The sequence below is a fragment of the Pseudomonas sp. NBRC 111133 genome (assembly GCF_001320605.1).
GTDB lineage: Bacteria > Pseudomonadota > Gammaproteobacteria > Pseudomonadales > Pseudomonadaceae > Aquipseudomonas > Aquipseudomonas monteilii.
This window is the reverse complement of record NZ_BCBJ01000106.1, coordinates 12,212-29,782: the sequence shown is the minus strand read 5'-3', so window position 1 is coordinate 29,782 and position 17,571 is coordinate 12,212. Positions and strand designations below refer to the sequence as shown.

At 64.5% G+C, this 17,571-nt stretch carries 20 protein-coding genes and 1 riboswitch; of the genes, 15 read left to right on the top strand and 5 right to left on the bottom strand.

What is annotated here, in order from left to right:
• Positions 1-32: 32 nt before the first annotated feature.
• From APH36_RS24240 to purM, 4 genes are all read right to left on the bottom strand, one after another.
• A complete protein-coding gene (locus tag APH36_RS24240) occupies positions 33-215 on the bottom strand; it encodes a hypothetical protein (protein WP_016715461.1) in 183 nt (60 codons plus the stop codon).
• A 183-nt stretch (positions 216-398) separates the two neighbouring features.
• A complete protein-coding gene (locus tag APH36_RS24235; RefSeq protein WP_060500791.1) occupies positions 399-1,109 on the bottom strand; it encodes a DUF3108 domain-containing protein in 711 nt (236 codons plus the stop codon).
• A gap of 8 nt (positions 1,110-1,117) precedes the next feature.
• Positions 1,118-1,771, bottom strand: a complete 654-nt coding sequence (gene purN / locus APH36_RS24230; RefSeq protein WP_060500788.1) for a phosphoribosylglycinamide formyltransferase — start codon at positions 1,769-1,771, stop codon at positions 1,118-1,120.
• A complete protein-coding gene (gene purM / locus APH36_RS24225; protein WP_003252437.1) occupies positions 1,771-2,829 on the bottom strand; it encodes a phosphoribosylformylglycinamidine cyclo-ligase in 1,059 nt (352 codons plus the stop codon). The genes purN and purM overlap by 1 nt, the downstream gene beginning before the upstream one ends.
• 321 nt (positions 2,830-3,150) lie before the next feature.
• Here purM and APH36_RS24220 point away from each other — a divergent pair, with 321 nt between their 5' ends.
• The 5 genes from APH36_RS24220 to APH36_RS24200 all read left to right on the top strand — a co-directional run bounded on the left by APH36_RS24220 (position 3,151) and on the right by APH36_RS24200 (position 7,598).
• Positions 3,151-4,209: a DUF2066 domain-containing protein gene (locus tag APH36_RS24220; RefSeq protein WP_060500786.1), complete on the top strand. Its 1,059-nt coding sequence runs from the start codon at positions 3,151-3,153 to the stop codon at positions 4,207-4,209.
• 12 nt (positions 4,210-4,221) lie between these two features.
• The gene (locus tag APH36_RS24215; protein WP_019099297.1) at positions 4,222-5,295 is read left to right on the top strand and encodes an AI-2E family transporter; all 1,074 of its coding nucleotides are present in this window, start codon (positions 4,222-4,224) and stop codon (positions 5,293-5,295) included.
• A 153-nt stretch (positions 5,296-5,448) separates the two neighbouring features.
• On the top strand, positions 5,449-6,156 hold the full coding sequence (hda, locus tag APH36_RS24210) for a DnaA regulatory inactivator Hda (RefSeq protein WP_003252443.1): 708 nt from the start codon (positions 5,449-5,451) through the stop codon (positions 6,154-6,156).
• A 127-nt stretch (positions 6,157-6,283) separates the two neighbouring features.
• Complete coding sequence (locus tag APH36_RS24205; RefSeq protein WP_060500785.1) at positions 6,284-6,925, top strand: C40 family peptidase; 642 nt, start codon at positions 6,284-6,286, stop codon at positions 6,923-6,925.
• A 139-nt stretch (positions 6,926-7,064) separates the two neighbouring features.
• A complete protein-coding gene (locus APH36_RS24200; RefSeq protein ID WP_060500783.1) occupies positions 7,065-7,598 on the top strand; it encodes a C40 family peptidase in 534 nt (177 codons plus the stop codon).
• A 64-nt stretch (positions 7,599-7,662) separates the two neighbouring features.
• Here APH36_RS24200 and APH36_RS24195 read toward each other — a convergent pair whose 3' ends face one another.
• Positions 7,663-8,241: a hypothetical protein gene (locus APH36_RS24195; protein ID WP_060500781.1), complete on the bottom strand. Its 579-nt coding sequence runs from the start codon at positions 8,239-8,241 to the stop codon at positions 7,663-7,665.
• A gap of 168 nt (positions 8,242-8,409) precedes the next feature.
• A riboswitch (cobalamin riboswitch) is annotated at positions 8,410-8,630 on the top strand.
• 119 nt (positions 8,631-8,749) lie between these two features.
• On the opposite strand from APH36_RS24195, the gene cobO reads away from it, so the two are divergent.
• From cobO to APH36_RS24145, 10 genes are read left to right on the top strand one after another with little or no spacing between them, the layout of a single operon-like run.
• Positions 8,750-9,361, top strand: a complete 612-nt coding sequence (cobO, locus tag APH36_RS24190; protein WP_016715469.1) for a cob(I)yrinic acid a,c-diamide adenosyltransferase — start codon at positions 8,750-8,752, stop codon at positions 9,359-9,361.
• Entirely contained in the window at positions 9,358-10,653 is a 1,296-nt protein-coding gene (locus APH36_RS24185; RefSeq protein ID WP_060500779.1) for a cobyrinate a,c-diamide synthase, read from the top strand. The genes cobO and APH36_RS24185 overlap by 4 nt, the downstream gene beginning before the upstream one ends.
• On the top strand, positions 10,650-11,300 hold the full coding sequence (bluB, locus tag APH36_RS24180) for a 5,6-dimethylbenzimidazole synthase (protein ID WP_060500777.1): 651 nt from the start codon (positions 10,650-10,652) through the stop codon (positions 11,298-11,300). The genes APH36_RS24185 and bluB overlap by 4 nt, the downstream gene beginning before the upstream one ends.
• Positions 11,297-12,205 (top strand): adenosylcobinamide-phosphate synthase CbiB, encoded by a 909-nt coding sequence (gene cbiB, locus APH36_RS24175; protein ID WP_016715472.1) that lies wholly within the window; start codon positions 11,297-11,299, stop codon positions 12,203-12,205. Before bluB ends, cbiB begins: the two co-directional genes overlap by 4 nt.
• Complete coding sequence (gene cobD, locus APH36_RS24170; RefSeq protein WP_060500775.1) at positions 12,198-13,190, top strand: threonine-phosphate decarboxylase CobD; 993 nt, start codon at positions 12,198-12,200, stop codon at positions 13,188-13,190. Before cbiB ends, cobD begins: the two co-directional genes overlap by 8 nt.
• Entirely contained in the window at positions 13,187-14,641 is a 1,455-nt protein-coding gene (locus APH36_RS24165; protein WP_060500774.1) for a cobyric acid synthase, read from the top strand. The genes cobD and APH36_RS24165 overlap by 4 nt, the downstream gene beginning before the upstream one ends.
• Position 14,642: 1 nt before the next feature.
• Positions 14,643-15,164, top strand: coding sequence for a bifunctional adenosylcobinamide kinase/adenosylcobinamide-phosphate guanylyltransferase (gene cobU / locus APH36_RS24160; RefSeq protein ID WP_060500772.1), 522 nt, complete (start codon positions 14,643-14,645; stop codon positions 15,162-15,164).
• Entirely contained in the window at positions 15,161-16,216 is a 1,056-nt protein-coding gene (gene cobT / locus APH36_RS24155) for a nicotinate-nucleotide--dimethylbenzimidazole phosphoribosyltransferase (RefSeq protein ID WP_060500771.1), read from the top strand. Before cobU ends, cobT begins: the two co-directional genes overlap by 4 nt.
• Positions 16,213-16,779, top strand: coding sequence for a histidine phosphatase family protein (locus tag APH36_RS24150; RefSeq protein ID WP_060500769.1), 567 nt, complete (start codon positions 16,213-16,215; stop codon positions 16,777-16,779). Before cobT ends, APH36_RS24150 begins: the two co-directional genes overlap by 4 nt.
• 1 nt (position 16,780) lies before the next feature.
• Positions 16,781-17,515, top strand: a complete 735-nt coding sequence (locus APH36_RS24145) for an adenosylcobinamide-GDP ribazoletransferase (RefSeq protein WP_060500768.1) — start codon at positions 16,781-16,783, stop codon at positions 17,513-17,515.
• Positions 17,516-17,571: the final 56 nt, after the last annotated feature.

Sequence of the window (17,571 nt, the reverse complement as noted above, 5' to 3'; positions counted from 1 at the left end):
GCCTTGGCGGGGTTTTTTATTTGAAGGCTGGGTCATTGCGTGGTGCGCTGGTTTTCCAGGTCTTCCAGCTCTACGCGGTACTGGTGCGCTTCGTGTTCATTGTGGAACATCCCCACCAGTTGACCTTGCTGGTGCACATCCCAGATCCGCATGCCGGCGGCCAGGCTTTCGTGGGACATTTTCGATTCGTCGCGTTCGGTTACTTGGACAGTCATCGGTAAACTCCACTTCTTCAGTTGGCTGCGACAGTGTGTCGCACACCCTCTTTATAGAGTTTGTTAGCAGGCTAAGTAAATAAAACGGGCATGAAACAAGTTTCATGAAGGCCTGTGCCTTTGCACAAGGGCATAAAAAGCCCCGCACTGGGCGGGGCTTCGGTTACTGCTTGCAGTGCTGGATCAATTGCCTTTCACCGGCTTGCCATCGACCGTGCCATCTTGCAGCACGATCACGTACTCCTTACCATCGGTCTCTACCTGGCGCAGTTGCACCAGCAGGTAGTCCCAGTTCTTGGCGAACCACAGCTCGGTGATGCGCTTGCTCTGGCTTGGATCGCGCACGCGCTCGACCTTCACCGCATCGACCTGGCCGGTCTTGGTGGTGACTTTTTCGGTGCCGAGCACGCGGAAGTCGTAGGTGTCGATCTCGTCACCATCAACCACCTGGTAGGTCATGCTCTTCTTGCCGGCGGCCACGTCATGCTGCAGGGCCAACTGGTAGGACGACTTGTCCAGCACGCCACGGTTCAGCGGCAGGCTGACGGCATCGCCACGGTCGCTGCCGGTGACTTTCTTGCCAGTCCAGTCGAAGTTCAGGTCGACCTTCTTGGCCTTGCCCAGGCCGCCGCGCTCGAAGTGGTACTTCTGCGGCAGCAGGGTGTCGTTTTCCATGCGCAGGGTGCTTTGCTCGGTCAGGCTGGCGATCATCATGGAGGCCTTGAAGTTAAGCTCCCAGGTACCATTGGCATTCTTGACCAGGCTGCGCTCGGCGGTGCCGCTCATGGGCAGCTGCTTCCAGTCGGCGGTGTAGCTGGCCGAGAAAGGCTTCAGATCAGCTGCCTGGAGGGGCAGGGCGAGCACGGCGAGAGCCAAAAGCAGGGCGCGACGCATAAATTCTCCTAGGATCGAATCAAGTGACCGCTGGCCGCCAGGGGCTGGCCATCCAGTAATGCACCCTGTTCGCCAAGACGCAAGCGCCCTTCAGCGAACCAGTGCACCGCCAGCGGGTAGATCAGGTGTTCCTGACGGTGTACCCGTTGGGCCAGGCTTTCGACAGTGTCGTCAGACGCCACCGGTACCACAGCCTGTACGACCAGTGGGCCGCCATCGAGTTCCTCAGTCACGAAGTGTACGCTGCAGCCGTGCTCGGCGTCGCCTGCCTCCAGTGCCCGGCGGTGGGTATGCAGGCCCTTGTACTTGGGCAGCAGCGACGGGTGGATGTTGAGCAGGCGGCCCTGGTAGTGGCGCACGAAGTCGCCACTGAGGATGCGCATGAAGCCGGCCAGCACCACCAGGTCTGGCGCAAAACCGTCGATGCGCGCAACCAGCGCGGCATCGAAGGCTTCACGGCCGTCGAACTGGGTGTGGTCGAGCACCACGCTGTCGATACCGGCCGCCGCGGCACGTTGCAGGCCGTAGGCATCGGCGCGGTTGGAAACCACCGCGCGGATGCGCACCGGGCTGTCCTGGCCTTGGCAGCTGTCGATCAGGGCTTGCAGGTTGCTGCCGGAACCCGACAGCAGTACCACTACATTGCAGGTCTTGCTCGGCATCAGTGTGCCTTGAGGTTCTGCAGCTCGACCTGGGCGGCGCCTTCGGCGGCTTCGGCGATGTGGCCGATGACCCACGGCTGCTCACCGGCGGCGCGCAGTTCGTTCAGGGCAGCTTCAACCTGGTCCTGGGCCACGCAGATGACCATGCCCACGCCGCAGTTCAGGACACGGTGCATTTCGTGCTCGTCGACGTTGCCTTTTTCCTGCAGGAAGTCGAACACCGCCGGACGCTGCCAGCTGGCCACGTCAACCACGGCCTGGGCGTTTTTCGGCAGTACGCGCGGGATGTTGTCCAGCAGGCCGCCACCGGTGATGTGGGCCATGGCCTTGACGGCGCCGGTGTTCTTGATCAGTTGCAGCAGCGGCTTGACGTAGATGCGGGTCGGCGCCATCAGCAGGTCGGTTAGCGGCTTGCCGTCCAGCTGGGTGTTCTCGATGTCGGTAGCGGACACTTCGAGGATTTTGCGGATCAGCGAGTAGCCGTTGGAGTGCGGGCCCGAGGACGGCAGGGCGATCAGCGCGTCACCAGTGGCAACCTTGGAGCCGTCGATGATTTCGGCTTTTTCCACCACGCCGACGCAGAAGCCGGCCAGGTCGTAGTCTTCACCTTCGTACATGCCAGGCATTTCGGCGGTTTCACCACCGACCAGCGAGCAGCCGGCCAGTTCGCAACCGGCGCCAATGCCGGTGACAACGGTGGCGGCCACGTCAACGTTCAGCTTGCCGGTGGCGTAGTAGTCGAGGAAGAACAGCGGCTCGGCACCGCATACCACCAGGTCGTTCACACACATGGCGACCAGGTCCTGGCCGATGCTGTCGTGCTTGTTCAGGTTCAGCGCCAGGCGCAGCTTGGTGCCGACGCCGTCGGTGCCGGAGACCAGCACCGGCTGCTTGTAGCCGGCCGGGATCTCGCAGAGGGCGCCGAAGCCGCCCAGGCCACCCATGACTTCAGGGCGTGCGGTGCGTTTTGCCACGCCCTTGATGCGTTCGACCAGTGCTTCGCCGGCGTCGATGTCTACACCGGCGTCCTTGTAGCTCAGGGAGGGTTGCTTGCTCATTGATCCAGGCCTTTAGGAGGGAGGGATTCTTAAAAACGACCATGGCGGCCAAGGCCGGCGGGTAAGCGGCGGCTGCCTGAAACGTCAGTGGTCTGTGAAGGCGCGCGATTTTATCAGGGTTGCCGGGCAGCGGCCATCCTCAGGCCGACGGGCAGGGCGGTAAATTGTTGAAAAAGGGCTGAGGGTGGTTGATGCGGTTGCTTGTGTATAAGCTGCAAGTAGCGAGCTTCAAGCTGCAAGATAGTGCGGCTTCGCGCTCGGCCTGCTTTTTCTTGCGGCTTGAAGCTTGGTGCTTGAAGCTCGACTGGACAGGAATCCTCCATGCGTTTGTTCAATATTCTGGCGGTCGGCGGCCTTGCCCTGATATCGGTTGCAGCCCAGGCTGAAAATGTCGCCGGCTTGTATCAGGTGCGCGAGCCAATGGCCGGGCAGGGCGCCGAAGCCCGTACTGCCGCCACTGCCAAAGCCCTCGACACCTTGGTGCTACGTCTGACTGGCGACCCCAAGGCAGCGCAAAGCCCGGCACTTGCTGAGTTGCGCAAGGACCCGCAGCAAATCATCAACCAGGTTGGCAGCGAGGCCGGCCCGCCCGAGTCGGTGGTGGTCGAGTTCGACCCCGGTAGCACCGAGCGGGCCTTGCGCAAGGCCGGCCTGGCGCTGTGGGGCAGCAATCGGCCTTCGATTCTCGGCTGGTGGCTGAACGACAGTGCCGAGGGCAGCAGCCTGGTCGGTGACGGCCAGACCAGCGCCCAGCCCCTGCGCCGTGCCGCCCAGCACCGTGGCCTGCCGTTGCGCTTGCCGCTGGCCGACTTGCAGGAGCAACTGGTAGCCAATGCCAAGCAGATCGAAGCCAGCGACCCGGCACCTTTGCGTGAGGCCGCCGAGCGCTATGGCGCCGATGCCTTGCTGGCGGTGCATGCGCAGGAAGCCGACGGCAAATGGCAGGGCAAGTGGCAGCTGTGGCTGGGCGACCAGCGTGAGCAAGGTACGGCCGAAGGGGGCGACCCGGCTGCCCTGGCTGACGCGGTCATGTTGGCGGTCAGCAGTCGCCTGGCGCCGCGTTATGTCACCCGTCCGGGTGCCAGCAGCCAGATGCAGGTACAAGTGCAGGGGATGAACCTGCAGCGCTATGCCGAGCTTGCCCGTGTGCTCGAACCCTATGGCCCACGCCTGCAAATGGCTGAAGGCACCACCCTGACCTATGGCGTGACCGGCAACCGCGAACAGTTGCGTGCCCAACTCGGCCTGGCCAAGTTGCAGGAGCTGCCCGCTGAGCAGGTGCCGGTAGCGCCCGCCACGCCAGCACCGGCAGCCGGTGAGCAACCTACGCCGGCCCAACCTGCACCCAAGCCGTTCGACGGCCTGCGTTTTCGCTGGTAAGGGGAGCATACCGTGACCGACGTTCGTCGCTGGATCTGGCTGGGCGCTGCCCTGCTCGTCGCTGTGCTGCTTTATAGCTTGCACAACATTCTTACCCCGTTTCTGGTTGGCATCCTGCTGGCCTACCTGGCCGACCCGTTGGTTGACCGCCTGGAGCGTCTGGGGCTGTCGCGCACCTGGGGTGTGGTGGTGGTGTTCGGCCTGTTCACCCTACTGTTGCTGGCCCTGCTGCTGGTGCTGGTGCCGATGCTTGCCAAGCAGCTGGTGCGCTTGTACGAGCTGGCGCCACAGATGCTCGACTGGCTTGAGCATGTTGCGTTGCCTTGGGTGCAGAGCCGCTTGGGCCTGGCTGATGGCTTCTGGAAGTTCGACAAGATCAAGGCTGCCATCGCTGGCCACATGGGCCAGACCACCGACATCGTCGGCATGCTGCTGTCGCATGCCACGGCTTCGAGCCTGGCGCTGATGGCGTGGCTGGCTAACATGGTACTGATTCCGGTGGTGGGCTTTTACTTGCTGCGTGACTGGGACCTGATGATGGCCAAGCTGCGCAGCCTGCTGCCACGTCAGCGTGAGCCGCAGGTGGTCGGGTTGGCGGGCGAATGCCACGAAGTGCTCGGGGCGTTCGTGCGTGGGCAACTGATGGTGATGCTGGCCTTGGGCGTCATTTATTCGGCTGGGCTGATGCTGGTCGGGCTGGAACTGGGCCTGCTCATCGGTATGCTCGCAGGGTTGGCCGCCATCGTGCCCTATATGGGCTTCATCATAGGTATCGGTGCGGCCTTGGTGGCGGGGCTGTTCCAGTTTGGGGGCGACCTGTATCCGATGCTGGGCATCGTCGCGGTATTCATGGTCGGGCAGGCGCTCGAAGGCATGGTGTTGACGCCGCTGCTGGTAGGGGACCGAATCGGCCTGCACCCGGTAGCGGTGATCTTTGCCATCCTGGCCGGTGGTGAACTGTTCGGCTTTACCGGGGTGCTGCTGGCGCTGCCGGTGGCGGCCGTGATCATGGTGCTGCTGCGGCATGTGCATGACATGTACAAGGAATCGGACATGTATGCCGGGGATATCGACCCGCAGTTGTGATGTTGGGGCTGCGATGCAGCCCCCACTTGGCGCAACTTGTTGATTTTGCTTGTGCTATCTGTTGCCGTGATTGTGCGGCCCGCCTTGCGGGTATAGACTTTGCAACATTGTTCACCAAAGGCCCCCCTGCGGTCCTGCTGACCGCCCGCGAGCATGAAACCACCGATCCAGTTGCCCCTGGGTGTGCGCCTGCGCGATGACGCCACCTTCATCAACTACTATCCGGGCGCCAATGCTGCGGCATTGGGCTACGTCGAGCGGCTATGCGAAGCCGACGCCGGCTGGACCGAGAGCCTTATCTACCTGTGGGGCAAGCAGGGTGTTGGCCGTAGCCACCTGCTGCAGGCTGCCACCCACCGCTTCCAGCAACGCGGCGAACCTGCTGTCTATCTGCCATTGGCGCAACTGCTCGATCGCGGCGTAGAACTGCTTGACTACCTGGCCCAGTACGAACTGGTATGCATCGACGACTTGCACGTGATTGCCGGCAAGGCGGACTGGGAAGAGGCCATGTTCCACTTGTTCAACCGCCTGCGTGACAGTGGCCGGCGCTTGCTGCTGGCCGCCTCGGCATCCCCGCGCGAATTGCCAATCAAGTTGCCGGACCTGAAATCGCGGCTGACCCTGGCCCTGGTGTTCCAGATGCGTGGTTTGTCTGACGAAGACAAGCTGCGAGCCCTGCAACTGCGTGCTTCGCGCCGTGGCCTGCACCTCACCGACGAAGTCGGCCACTTCATTCTCACCCGCGGTGCGCGCAGCATGAGCGCGCTGTTCGACCTGCTGGAACGCCTCGACCAGGCCTCGCTGCAGGCACAACGCAAGCTCACCATTCCGTTCCTCAAGGAAACCCTCGGCTGGTAACCCCCTGAAAACGCTGGGCCAGAGCGGCAAAACAAAAAAGTCACATCTTTTTCGATAAAATTTGCAAATGGCCATGATAGAGGGCATAGTTTCACCCTTCTAAAGGATTACAGACACGGTCGTGCCCATGCTAAAGCGCTTCGCACCCCTCGTGCCACTCGCACTCGTGACCCTGCTTTTTGGCTGCGCGGCCCAAGGCCCGGCTTCTCAGCCTCAGGATCACACCCCGGTCGCCGCACAATCGGTGATCAAGGCTAAAGCTTCGTCCTCGTCGGTGTTCGGCGAACCGGAAGAACTGGCCACTGAAGATGACCTGGAGGCCTTCTCCAGCAACAGCAAGCCTTACCAGCTGCCAGTGCTGGCGGACAGTATTCTCGAGCGTGGCATGTCGTTGATCGGCACTCGCTACCGCTTCGGTGGTACCTCGGAACAGTCCGGTTTCGACTGCAGCGGTTTCATCGGCTATCTGTTCCGCGAAGAGGCGGGCATGACCCTGCCACGCTCGACGCGCGAAATGATCAACGTCGATGCACCGAAAGTGGCACGCAACAAGCTCAAGCCGGGTGATCTGCTGTTCTTCAGCACCAACGGTCGCGGCCGCGTCAGCCATGCCGGCATCTACCTGGGTGACAACCAGTTCATCCACTCCAGCAGCCGCCGCAGCGGTGGCGTGCGCATCGACAGCCTCGGTGACCGCTACTGGAGCAAGACCTTCATCGAAGCCAAGCGTGCCTTGGCCATGGCGCCGACCAACATCGCGCGCAACTGATGGCAAAATGCTGTACCCTGCCACGGCGGCGATGCTTTGAAAAAAGCTCGCCGCCGTGCGTATTTACAGAAAGCGTCTAATCTAAATTCTCAACTCTTTTTGGCTGCGGCGCAGCAATCTCAGACAGGATGTTCTGGCCATGGTAAAGATGGCGCGCTTCGCATTTCTCTCCCTGGCAGCCTTGCTGGCTGCTTGCTCTAGCCGTGCCCCTGCGCCGTCCCCTGTGGTTCAACCGCAGGTCACGTATAGCCAGCCCAGCCCTTCGCCGATTGCCGATGACGTGTTGATCCGAGCCATCGGCCTGGTGGGTACGCCCTACCGTTGGGGTGGCAATACGCCGGACTCCGGCTTCGACTGCAGTGGCCTGATCAAGTACGTCTACCGTGATGCTGCCGGCATCAGCCTGCCGCGTTCGACGCGGGAGATGATCGTCATGCGCGCACCTACGGTGGATGCCCAGTCGCTGCAGTCCGGTGATCTGGTGTTCTTTGCTACCAGTGGTGGCTCGCAGGTCAGTCATGCCGGCATTTATGTCGGCGAAGGGCGCTTCGTGCATGCACCTTCCACGGGGGGGACCGTGCGCCTTGACTACCTCTCCAACAGTTATTGGGCCAAGGCCTACCTGCAAGCCAAGCGCGTGATTCCACAAGGGCACCTGGCACAGAACCCCTGATCCGCTCCTACAGGGAGCCGCGATCAGGTTGAGACCGGTACGGGCCTGATGCCAGCCCCTGCCGTCACGCTTGCTTGAGCAGCAGTGCCACCCCCGGGAAATACTGCCCCAGCTCGTTGTGCAAGTTGCGGTAGGCATAGGGGAAGTACCAGGCGATGGCGCAGGCGGTGTGTTTCTGCAGGTCGTCGACTAGGTCTTGCAGCTCCTCGGGGCTGGCATGCTGGCCTGCCTTCCAAGGGCTGATGAACAGCGCCCCGGCCTTCAACTGGCTGGGGTAGGCCACCTGGTGGGCGAGGGCAGCGGTTTGCTGCAGGGCGGCCGCCATGTCCAGCCGGGCGATTTTGGGCCAGCGCTGGCTGACACTGAGGTATAGCGTGTCGTCGGCGCTGCTGATCGACAGGTCGCAGCGCCCTTCGCATTCGCCTTCGTCGCGTTGCTTCTTGCCGGCAAACTGTTGCAGCGCCGCCAATTCGGCCTGCCACGCTGCCGCTGCCAGTAGCCCGGTGTTGGCCGCGGCACCCTGCCAATACGGGGCTTCGGCATCACCGGCAAACTGGTTGAAGCGGTCGATGCAGTCGACCCAGCGCTCCAGCACCGGGCCGAGGAACTCCAGGCGTGAGTTGTTGATGATCTGGCCTCGCATGCTGCGCTCTCCTGTTGTGGTTGTGGTCGCGTTCAGCTGAAGGTGATGGCCAAGTGATATTACTGTGTTCAGTGTGGCACACGCTGGCGAATTGGTCATTGTTGCGGACAATGCCTGTTTGGCGGGTATGGCGCCTGCTTCGATTGACGCTCCGGGTACAACCCTCTAACCTTCGCGCGTGTTTCAGGTGCCCTGCCAGCCCCGACTGGGCAGGGTGAAACTGGGAAGCCGGTGGGCGCCAGCATGGCGCGATTCCGGCGCTGCCCCCGCAACGGTAGGTGAGTAGAAGGCCGCGCAGGGCCACTGGATGCCAGCATCCGGGAAGGCGCGCAGGCTGGGCCGAGGCCCGCTCACAAGCCCGGAGACCGGCCTGTTACTGCCAACGGCATCACGGAGGGTGATGCGCGGTGCACCGTGGCGCCCTGCCATGGCCTCTGCGCGTACTCCGTTTGCCTGCTTATTAACTGTCACCGTGCGTAGCCACGGTGCCAGCCAGCGGAGAACCCTGATGAGCGAATCCACCGAACGTGACGAACGCCACCTGGCGCGCATGCAGCGCAAGAAGGCGGTCATCGACGAACGTATCGCCAATTCCCCCAACGAATGCGGCCTGTTGCTGGTGCTGACTGGCAATGGCAAGGGCAAGAGCAGCTCGGCCTTCGGCATGCTCGCGCGCGCGCTGGGCCATGGCATGCAGTGCGGTGTTGTGCAGTTCATCAAGGGCCGCAATAGCACTGGGGAGGAGTTGTTTTTCCGCCGCTTTCCTGAGCAGGTGCGTTACCACGTGATGGGCGAGGGCTTCACCTGGGAAACCCAGGACCGCCAGCGTGACATCGCCGCCGCCGAAGCCGCCTGGGCGGTGTCGCGCCAGCTGCTGCAAGACCCTGATGTGCAGTTTGTGGTGCTGGATGAGCTGAACATCGCCCTCAAGCACGGTTACCTCGACCTGGACCAGGTGCTTTCAGACATCCAGGCCCGCCCGCCGATGCAGCATGTGATCGTCACGGGCCGTGCGGCCAAGCCTGAAATGATCGAACTGGCCGATACCGTGACCGAGATGGGTATGCTCAAACACGCCTTCCAGGCCGGCATTCGCGCACAGAAGGGCGTCGAACTGTGAGTCAATCGCGCCATTGCCCCGCCGTGTTGATCGCGGCACCCGCCTCTGGCCAGGGCAAGACTACCGTCACCGCCGCGCTGGCCCGCTTGCACCGTAACCTCGGGCGCAAGGTGCGCGTATTCAAGTGTGGCCCGGATTTTCTTGACCCGATGATCCTGGAGCGCGCCAGTGGCGGGCCGGTGTACCAGCTGGACCTGTGGATGATCGGTGCCGAAGAAAGCCGTCGCCTGCTGTGGGACGCCGCAGGCGAGGCAGACCTGATCCTGATCGAAGGGGTGATGGGGCTGTTTGATGGCACCCCGTCCAGCGCCGACCTGGCGCGCCACTTCGGCGTGCCGGTGCTGGCGGTGATCGACGGCACGGCCATGGCCCAGACGTTCGGCGCATTGGCCCTGGGCCTGGCGCGCTACCAGGCCGACTTGCCATTTGCCGGGGTGTTGGCCAACCGGGTGGGCAGCTTGCGCCATGCGCAACTGCTGGAAGGCAGCCTGACCGAGGGCTTGCGTTGGTACGGCGGCTTGTCGCGCGAGCGCGGCATCGAGTTGCCCAGCCGCCATCTCGGGCTGGTTCAGGCCAGCGAGCTGAACGACCTGGATGCCCGCCTGGATGCAGCCGCCGAGGCGCTTGGCGCCAGCTGCGACGCAGCCTTGCCACCACCGGTGAGCTTTGCCGAGCCCGAAACACAAGCGTGTGCTGCTTCGCTGGCAGGGGTGCGCATCGGCGTGGCACGCGACGAAGCGTTTGCCTTCACCTACGGGGCCAACCTCGACCTGCTGCACAACCTCGGGGCGCAGCTGGAATTCTTCTCGCCGCTGCACGACCGCAAACTGCCGTCGGTGGATAGCCTGTACCTGCCGGGCGGCTACCCCGAGCTGCATCACCATGCCCTGGCCGCCAATGCGCCGATGTGCGAGGCAATCCGCGCCCATCATGCTCAGGGCAAACCCTTGCTGGCCGAGTGCGGCGGCATGCTGTACCTGCTCGATGCCTTGACCGACGTGGCCGGCGAGCGTGCCGAACTGCTGGGCCTGCTGCGGGGTGAGGCGACCATGCAGAAGCGCCTGGCGGCCCTGGCGCTGCAGGCGGTAGAGCTGCCGGAGGGCACCTTGCGTGGCCATACCTACCATCACTCGCTGACCAGCACCGAGCTGGAACCGATCGCCCGTGGCCTTAGCCCTAATGGCGGGCGTGGCAGCGAAGCGGTGTATCGCTTGGGCCGGTTGACGGCCTCATACGTGCATTTCTACTTTCCCTCCAACCCGGATGCGGCGGCGGCGCTGTTGCGGCCATGAGCGAACATGCCTTCAGCGAGGTCGAGCGCGCCGCGATCTACCGGGCCATTGGCGAGCGTCGCGACATGCGCCATTTTGCCGGTGGCCAGGTGGCGCCAGAGCTGCTTGCCCGTTTGCTGGCCGCCGCGCATCAGGCGCCCAGTGTCGGGCTGATGCAGCCGTGGCGTTTTATCCGCATTACCCGGCGTGACCTGCGCGGGCGCATCCAGGCGTTGGTGGAGGCGGAGCGGGTACGCACCGCCGAGGCATTGGGCGAGCGCTCCGATGCCTTCATGAAGCTGAAGGTTGAAGGCATCAACGACTGCGCCGAGCTGCTGGTCGCGGCCTTGATGGATAACCGGGAACCGCACATTTTCGGCCGCCGCACGCTGCCGGAAATGGACCTGGCCTCGCTGGCCTGTGCCATCCAGAACCTGTGGCTGGCTGCGCGTGGCGAAGGGCTGGGCATGGGCTGGGTGTCGCTGTTCGAGCCGCAGGCTTTGGCCGCTTTGCTGGGCATGCCGGCGGGCGCCAAACCGGTGGCGGTGCTGTGCCTGGGGCCGGTCACCGAGTTTTACCCGGTGCCGATGCTTGTGCAGGAAAACTGGGCCGAAGCGCGGCCCTTGAGCGAAATGCTTTACGAGAACCAATGGGGAGAGCGTCAATGAGCGTGGCCTTGCTGACCGTGGCCGGGGTAGCCCTGGACGCTTTGCTGGGCGAGCCGCAGCGGCGCCACCCGTTGGTGGCTTTTGGCAACATGGCCAGTAACCTTGAGCGCCGCCTGAATGCCGGCGGGCGCGGCTGGCGCAGCCATGGCGTGAGCGCGTGGTTTCTGGCGGTGGTGCCGCTGACCCTGGTGGCGCTGGTCCTGTCGTGGCTGCCCTACATCGGCTGGCTGGTGGATGTGCTGGCGCTGTACTGCGCCGTGGGGCTGCGAAGCTTGGGCGAGCATGTGCTGCCGGTGGCCAACGCGTTGCGCCAAGGCAACCTGGAAGAGGCACGTCGGCGCGTCGGCTACCTGGTCAGCCGCGAAACCCGCGAACTGGACGAGCCGGCAGTGGCCCGGGCGGCCACCGAGTCGGTGCTGGAGAACGGCAGCGATGCGGTGTTCGCCGCGCTGTTCTGGTTTGTGGTGGCTGGCGCGCCGGGTGTGGTGCTGTATCGCCTGAGCAACACGCTGGATGCCATGTGGGGCTACCGTAACGAGCGCTTCGAACGTTTCGGCTGGTGCGCGGCGCGTATCGACGACGTGCTCAACTACCTTCCCGCAAGGCTGGTGGCGCTGACGTATGCGCTGCTGGGCAAGACCCGCCTGGCCTTGGCCTGCTGGCGCAAGCAGGGCCCTCTGTGGGACAGCCCTAACGCCGGCCCGGTGATGGCTGCAGGTGCCGGTGCACTGGGCGTGGAGCTCGGTGGCCCGGCGGTGTACCACGGCGAGCTTCATGAGCGGCCGCGCCTGGGCGAGGGGCCAGTGGCCGATGCCGACGCCATCGAGCGCGGTTGGGCCCTGGTGCAGCGGGGTGTGTGGTTGTGGCTGCTGTTGATCTGCCTGGGGGCTTACATCAATGCTTGAACACGGTGGCCGCCTGCTGCGCGCAGTGCAGCAGTACGGCATTCCTCGCGAGCAATGGCTCGACCTGTCCAGCGGCATCGCGCCCTGGCCATTCCCGATCCCGCCGATTCCTGCAGATGCGTGGGCGCGTCTACCGGAGGTCGAGGACGGCCTGGAAGACGCTGCACGCGCGTACTACGGTGCCAGCCAGCTGCTGCCGGTAGCGGGCTCTCAGGCTGCGATCCAGGCGTTGCCGCTGCTGCGCGCCGCAGGCCGGACAGGGGTGCTGACGCCATGTTATGCCGAACACCCGTACGCTTGGCAGCGGGCGGGGCATCAGTTGGTCGAGCTGGACGAGGCACAGGTTGACGCAGCGCTCGATAGCCTTGACGTGCTGGTGCTGGTCAACCCCAACAATCCGACCGGTCGGCGGGTGCCGCGTGAGACGCTGTTGGCTTGGCATGCGCGCCTGGCTGCGCGCGGTGGCTGGTTGCTGGTCGATGAGGCGTTCATGGACAACACCCCGGCAGACAGCGTGGTGGGCTGCGCGGGTCGCAAGGGCCTGATCGTGCTGCGTTCATTCGGCAAGTTCTTCGGTTTGGCCGGGGTGCGGCTGGGCTTCGTCGCCGCTGAGCGCAGCCTGCTGTTGCGTTTGGCCGAGTTGCTAGGCCCTTGGACCGTCAACGGCCCGACCCGGGTGCTGGCCCAGGCAAGCCTGGCAGACGAAGCTGCGCAGCGCATGCAGATTGAACGTTGCGCCGCTGCCAGCCAGCGCCTTGCCACCTTGTTGGCGAGCACTGGCCTGGCGCCAAGCGGCGGTTGTGACCTGTTCCAGTACGTGCGCAGCGAGCGTGCCGCGCCGTTGCATGACTTTCTCGCCCGTCGCGGCATCCTGGTGCGCCTGTTCGACCACCCCCCGGCCGTGCGCCTGGGGCTGCCCGAGTGTGCGGCCGACGAACAGCGCCTGGCCCAGGCGCTGGCCGACTATCAAAAGGAATCGGCATGACCACCCTCATGGTGCAAGGCACCACCTCCGACGCTGGCAAGAGCACGCTGGTGACCGCACTGTGCCGCTGGTTGTTGCGCCAGGGCGTCGCTGTGGTGCCGTTCAAACCGCAGAACATGGCGTTGAACAGCGCGGTAACCGCCGACGGCGGTGAAATCGGCCGGGCCCAGGCGGTGCAGGCCCAGGCGTGCCGGCTGGCGCCGCATACCGACATGAACCCGGTACTGCTCAAGCCCAACAGCGACACCGGTGCCCAGGTGATCATTCATGGCCGTGCGGTCACTAGCATGAATGCGGTGGCCTACCACGACTACAAGGCCATCGCCATGCAGGCGGTGCTGGCTTCACACCAGCGGCTGAGTGCCGCCTGGCCGGTGGTCATGGTCGAAGGCGCCGGGTCACCGGCAGAGATCAACCTGCGGGCCGGCGACATCGCCAACATGGGCTTTGCCGAGGCCGTCGATTGCCCGGTGATCCTGGTCGCCGACATCAACCGCGGCGGCGTGTTCGCGCACCTTGTCGGCACGCTGGAATTGCTTTCGCCCAGTGAGCAGGCGCGGGTCCAGGGCTTTGTCATCAACCGCTTCCGTGGCGACATCGCCCTGTTGCAGCCGGGGCTGGACTGGCTGGAGCAACGCACCGGCAAGCCGGTGCTGGGCGTGTTGCCTTACGTCACCGATTTGCACCTGGAAGCCGAAGACGGCATCGATGTGCGCCAGGGCGCCAAAAGCGAGCGTGTGCTCAAGGTGATCGTGCCGGTATTGCCGCGCATCAGTAACCACACCGACTTCGACCCGCTGCGCCTGCACCCGCAGGTGGACCTGCAGTTCATCGGCCCGGGCCAGCCGATTCCGCCTGCCGACCTGATCATCCTGCCGGGCTCCAAGAGCGTGCGTGGCGACCTGGCGCAACTGCGCGAGCGCGGTTGGGACAAAGCGATCGAGCGGCACCTGCGCTACGGCGGCAAGCTGATCGGCATTTGTGGCGGCCTGCAGATGCTGGGCCGTGAAGTACATGACCCGCTAGGCCTCGAGGGCCCTGCCGGGTCGAGCCCGGGGCTTGGCCTGCTGGATTACACCACGGTGCTTGAGGCCGAGAAGCAGTTGCGCAACGTTGCCGGGGTGCTGAACTTTGAAGCGGCGCCGGTTGCCGGTTATGAGATTCATGCAGGCGTCACCACCGGCCCTGCGCTGGAACAGCCAGCCGTGCAACTGGCTGATGGTCGTTGTGATGGCGCGGTGAGCGATGATGGGCAGATCCTTGCCACCTACCTGCACGGCCTGTTCGAGGGCAGCCACTCGTGCGCCGCGCTGCTGCGCTGGGCCGGCCTGGAAGATGCCCAGACCATCGATTACGAAGCCCTGCGCGAGCGCGACATCGAGCGCCTGGCCGACCTGGTGGAAAAACACCTGGACACCGCGCGCTTGCGCCAGTTCTGTGGGGTGGCCTGACATGCGCAGCTTGATCCTCGGGGGCGCCCGCTCCGGCAAGAGCCGCCTCGCCGAACAGTTGGCCAGTGCCAGTGGCCTGCCAGTGACCTACATTGCCACCAGCCAGCCGCTGGACGGTGAAATGAACGAACGTGTGTTACTGCACCGCCAGCGCCGCCCGGACGACTGGGGGCTGATCGAAGAACCGCTGGCCCTGGCTGCTGTGCTGCGCGCCGAAGCGGCCGAAGGCCGTTGCCTGCTGGTGGACTGCCTGACCCTGTGGTTGACCAACCTGCTGATGCTTGAAGATGACCAGCGCCTGGCCAAGGAGCGAGATGCCTTGTTGGCCTGCCTTGAGCAGTTGCCTGGCACCCTGATTCTGGTCAGTAACGAAACCGGCCTGGGCGTCGTGCCCATGGGCGAGCTGACCCGGCGTTATGTCGACCTGGCCGGCTGGCTTCACCAGGCCGTGGCCGAACGTTGTCAGCGTGTGGTGCTGACCGTGGCCGGCCTGCCCTTAATGCTTAAAGGACCTGCACTATGACACAAGCCTGGTGGCGTGATGCCTGCCAACCTCTCGACAACGCCGCCATGGACCAGGCCCGCGCCCGTCAGCAGCAGTTGACCAAGCCTGCCGGTTCGCTTGGCCAGCTTGAGGGTCTGGCCATTCAGCTGGCCGGCCTGCAAGGGCGTGAAAGGCCGGTGCTGGATCAGGCCGCCATCACCGTTTTTGCCGGTGACCACGGTGTGGTCGAGGAGGGTATCTCAGCTTACCCGCAGGCGGTGACCGGGCAGATGCTGCGCAACTTCGTAGGGGGTGGTGCAGCGATCAGCGTGCTGGCGCGCGAGCTGCAGGCCAGTCTCGAAGTGGTCGACCTGGGCACCATCGACCCTGATCTGGCGTTGCCGGGCGTGCACCACTTGCGCCTTGGGGCCGGTACGGCCAACTTCGCCCGGCAGCCGGCAATGACCGAAGGCCAACTGCAAGCTGCGTTGCAGGCGGGCCGCGACAGCGCGCTGCGTGCGGCCGAACGGGGTGCGCAGCTGTTCATCGGTGGCGAGATGGGAATAGGCAACACCACGGCCGCCGCCGCCTTGGCCAGCGTGCTGCTGGGCTGCCCGCCTGCTGAACTGAGTGGCCCGGGCACGGGCCTGGACAGCGCGGGTGTGCGGCACAAGGCCGAAGTCATTGAGCACGCCCTGCGCTTGCACAAGTTGCAGGCTGCGGACCCGTTGCAAGCCTTGGGTTGCGTCGGTGGCTTTGAGATCGCTGCGTTGGCGGGCGCCTACATCGGTTGTGCGCAGGCGGGGATCGCCGCACTGGTGGACGGCTTCATTTGTAGCGTTGCCGCGCTGGCGGCGGTGCACCTTAATCCGCAGTGCCGCGCGTGGTTGCTGTTCGCTCACCAAGGCGCGGAACCCGGGCACAAGGCGTTGCTCGAGGCATTGCAGGCCGAACCGCTGCTGGCGCTGGGCCTTCGTTTGGGCGAGGGCAGTGGTGCTGCGCTGGCCGTGCCGCTGCTGCGCCTCGCCTGCGCGCTGCACGGGCAGATGGCGACGTTCGCCGAAGCTGCGGTGGCGGACCGCTCGGCATGATCCTCGACTTGTTGCGCCATGGCGAAACCGAACAGGGTGGCCTGCGCGGCAGCCTTGACGATGCGTTGACTGACAAGGGCTGGGCGCAGATGCGTGGTGCCGTGGCCGGGGCGGAGTCTTGGGAGGTGCTGGTCAGCTCGCCGCTGCAGCGCTGCGCCCGCTTTGCCGATGAACTGGGGGCGCAGTTGAATCTGCCGGTGCAACGAGAACCCGGCCTTCAGGAGCTGCATTTTGGCGACTGGGAGGGCCGAAGCGCCGCGCAGATCATGGAAGACCAGGCGGATGCTCTGGGGCGGTTCTGGGAGAACCCTTACGCCTTTACGCCGCCCAATGGCGAGCCAGTCGAGGCGTTTGCCGAGCGTGTGCTGGCTGCTGTCGAGCGGCTGAGCCGTCAGTATGCTGGCAAGCGTGTGCTGCTGGTCACCCATGGTGGTGTGATGCGGCTATTGCTGGCCCGAGCCCGTGGCTTGCCGAGGGCGCAGCTGCTGCAGGTTGAAGTGGGGCATGGTGCGCTGGTGCGGCTGGTACCGGGTGTCGATGGCCAGTGGGTCGAGGCGTGCTGAGATGTTGCCATTCTGGATTGCCTTGCAGTTTCTCAGCAGCCTGCCCGTAAGCCTGCCAGGCATGCCGGCGCAACGGGAAATGGGGCGTTCTCTGCTGTTCTACCCGCTGGTCGGGCTGCTGTTCGGCTTACTGCTGTGGCTGGCCAGCCATCTGCTGCAGGGTACGCCAGCGCCGCTGCATGCGGCTTTGCTGCTGACGGTGTGGGTATTGCTCAGTGGCGCCTTGCACCTGGATGGTCTGGCTGACAGCGCCGACGCCTGGTTGGGCGGTTTCGGCGACCGTGAGCGCACCCTGCAGATCATGAAAGACCCGCGCAGCGGGCCGATTGCCGTGGTCACCCTGGTGTTGGTGCTGCTGCTGAAATTTTGCGCCTTGTGGGTGCTGGTGGAGCAGGGCATCGGAGCGCAATTGCTGCTGGCGCCCTTGATTGGTCGGGCGGCAATGTTGGGTCTGTTCCTGGGTACCCCCTACGTGCGCTCGGGTGGCCTGGGCCAAGCCCTGGCCGATCATCTGCCGCGCCGTGAGGCCTCTTGGGCTTTGCTGGGCAGTGCGGTCATGTGCCTGGTCGCAGGTGGCTGGAGCGTGTGCTGGATACTGTTGCTGGCACTCGCTGTGTTTGCAGGGCTGCGGCAACTGATGTGCCGGCGCCTTGGCGGGACCACCGGGGACACCGCTGGCGCGATGCTGGAGTTGCTTGAGCTTGCTGTGGTGCTGGGTTTGGCCGTGAGGCTCTGAGCGATCGGTTGCTGTCACCTCGAAGGCGAAATTTCTTGCAACACCTATGACGCGGG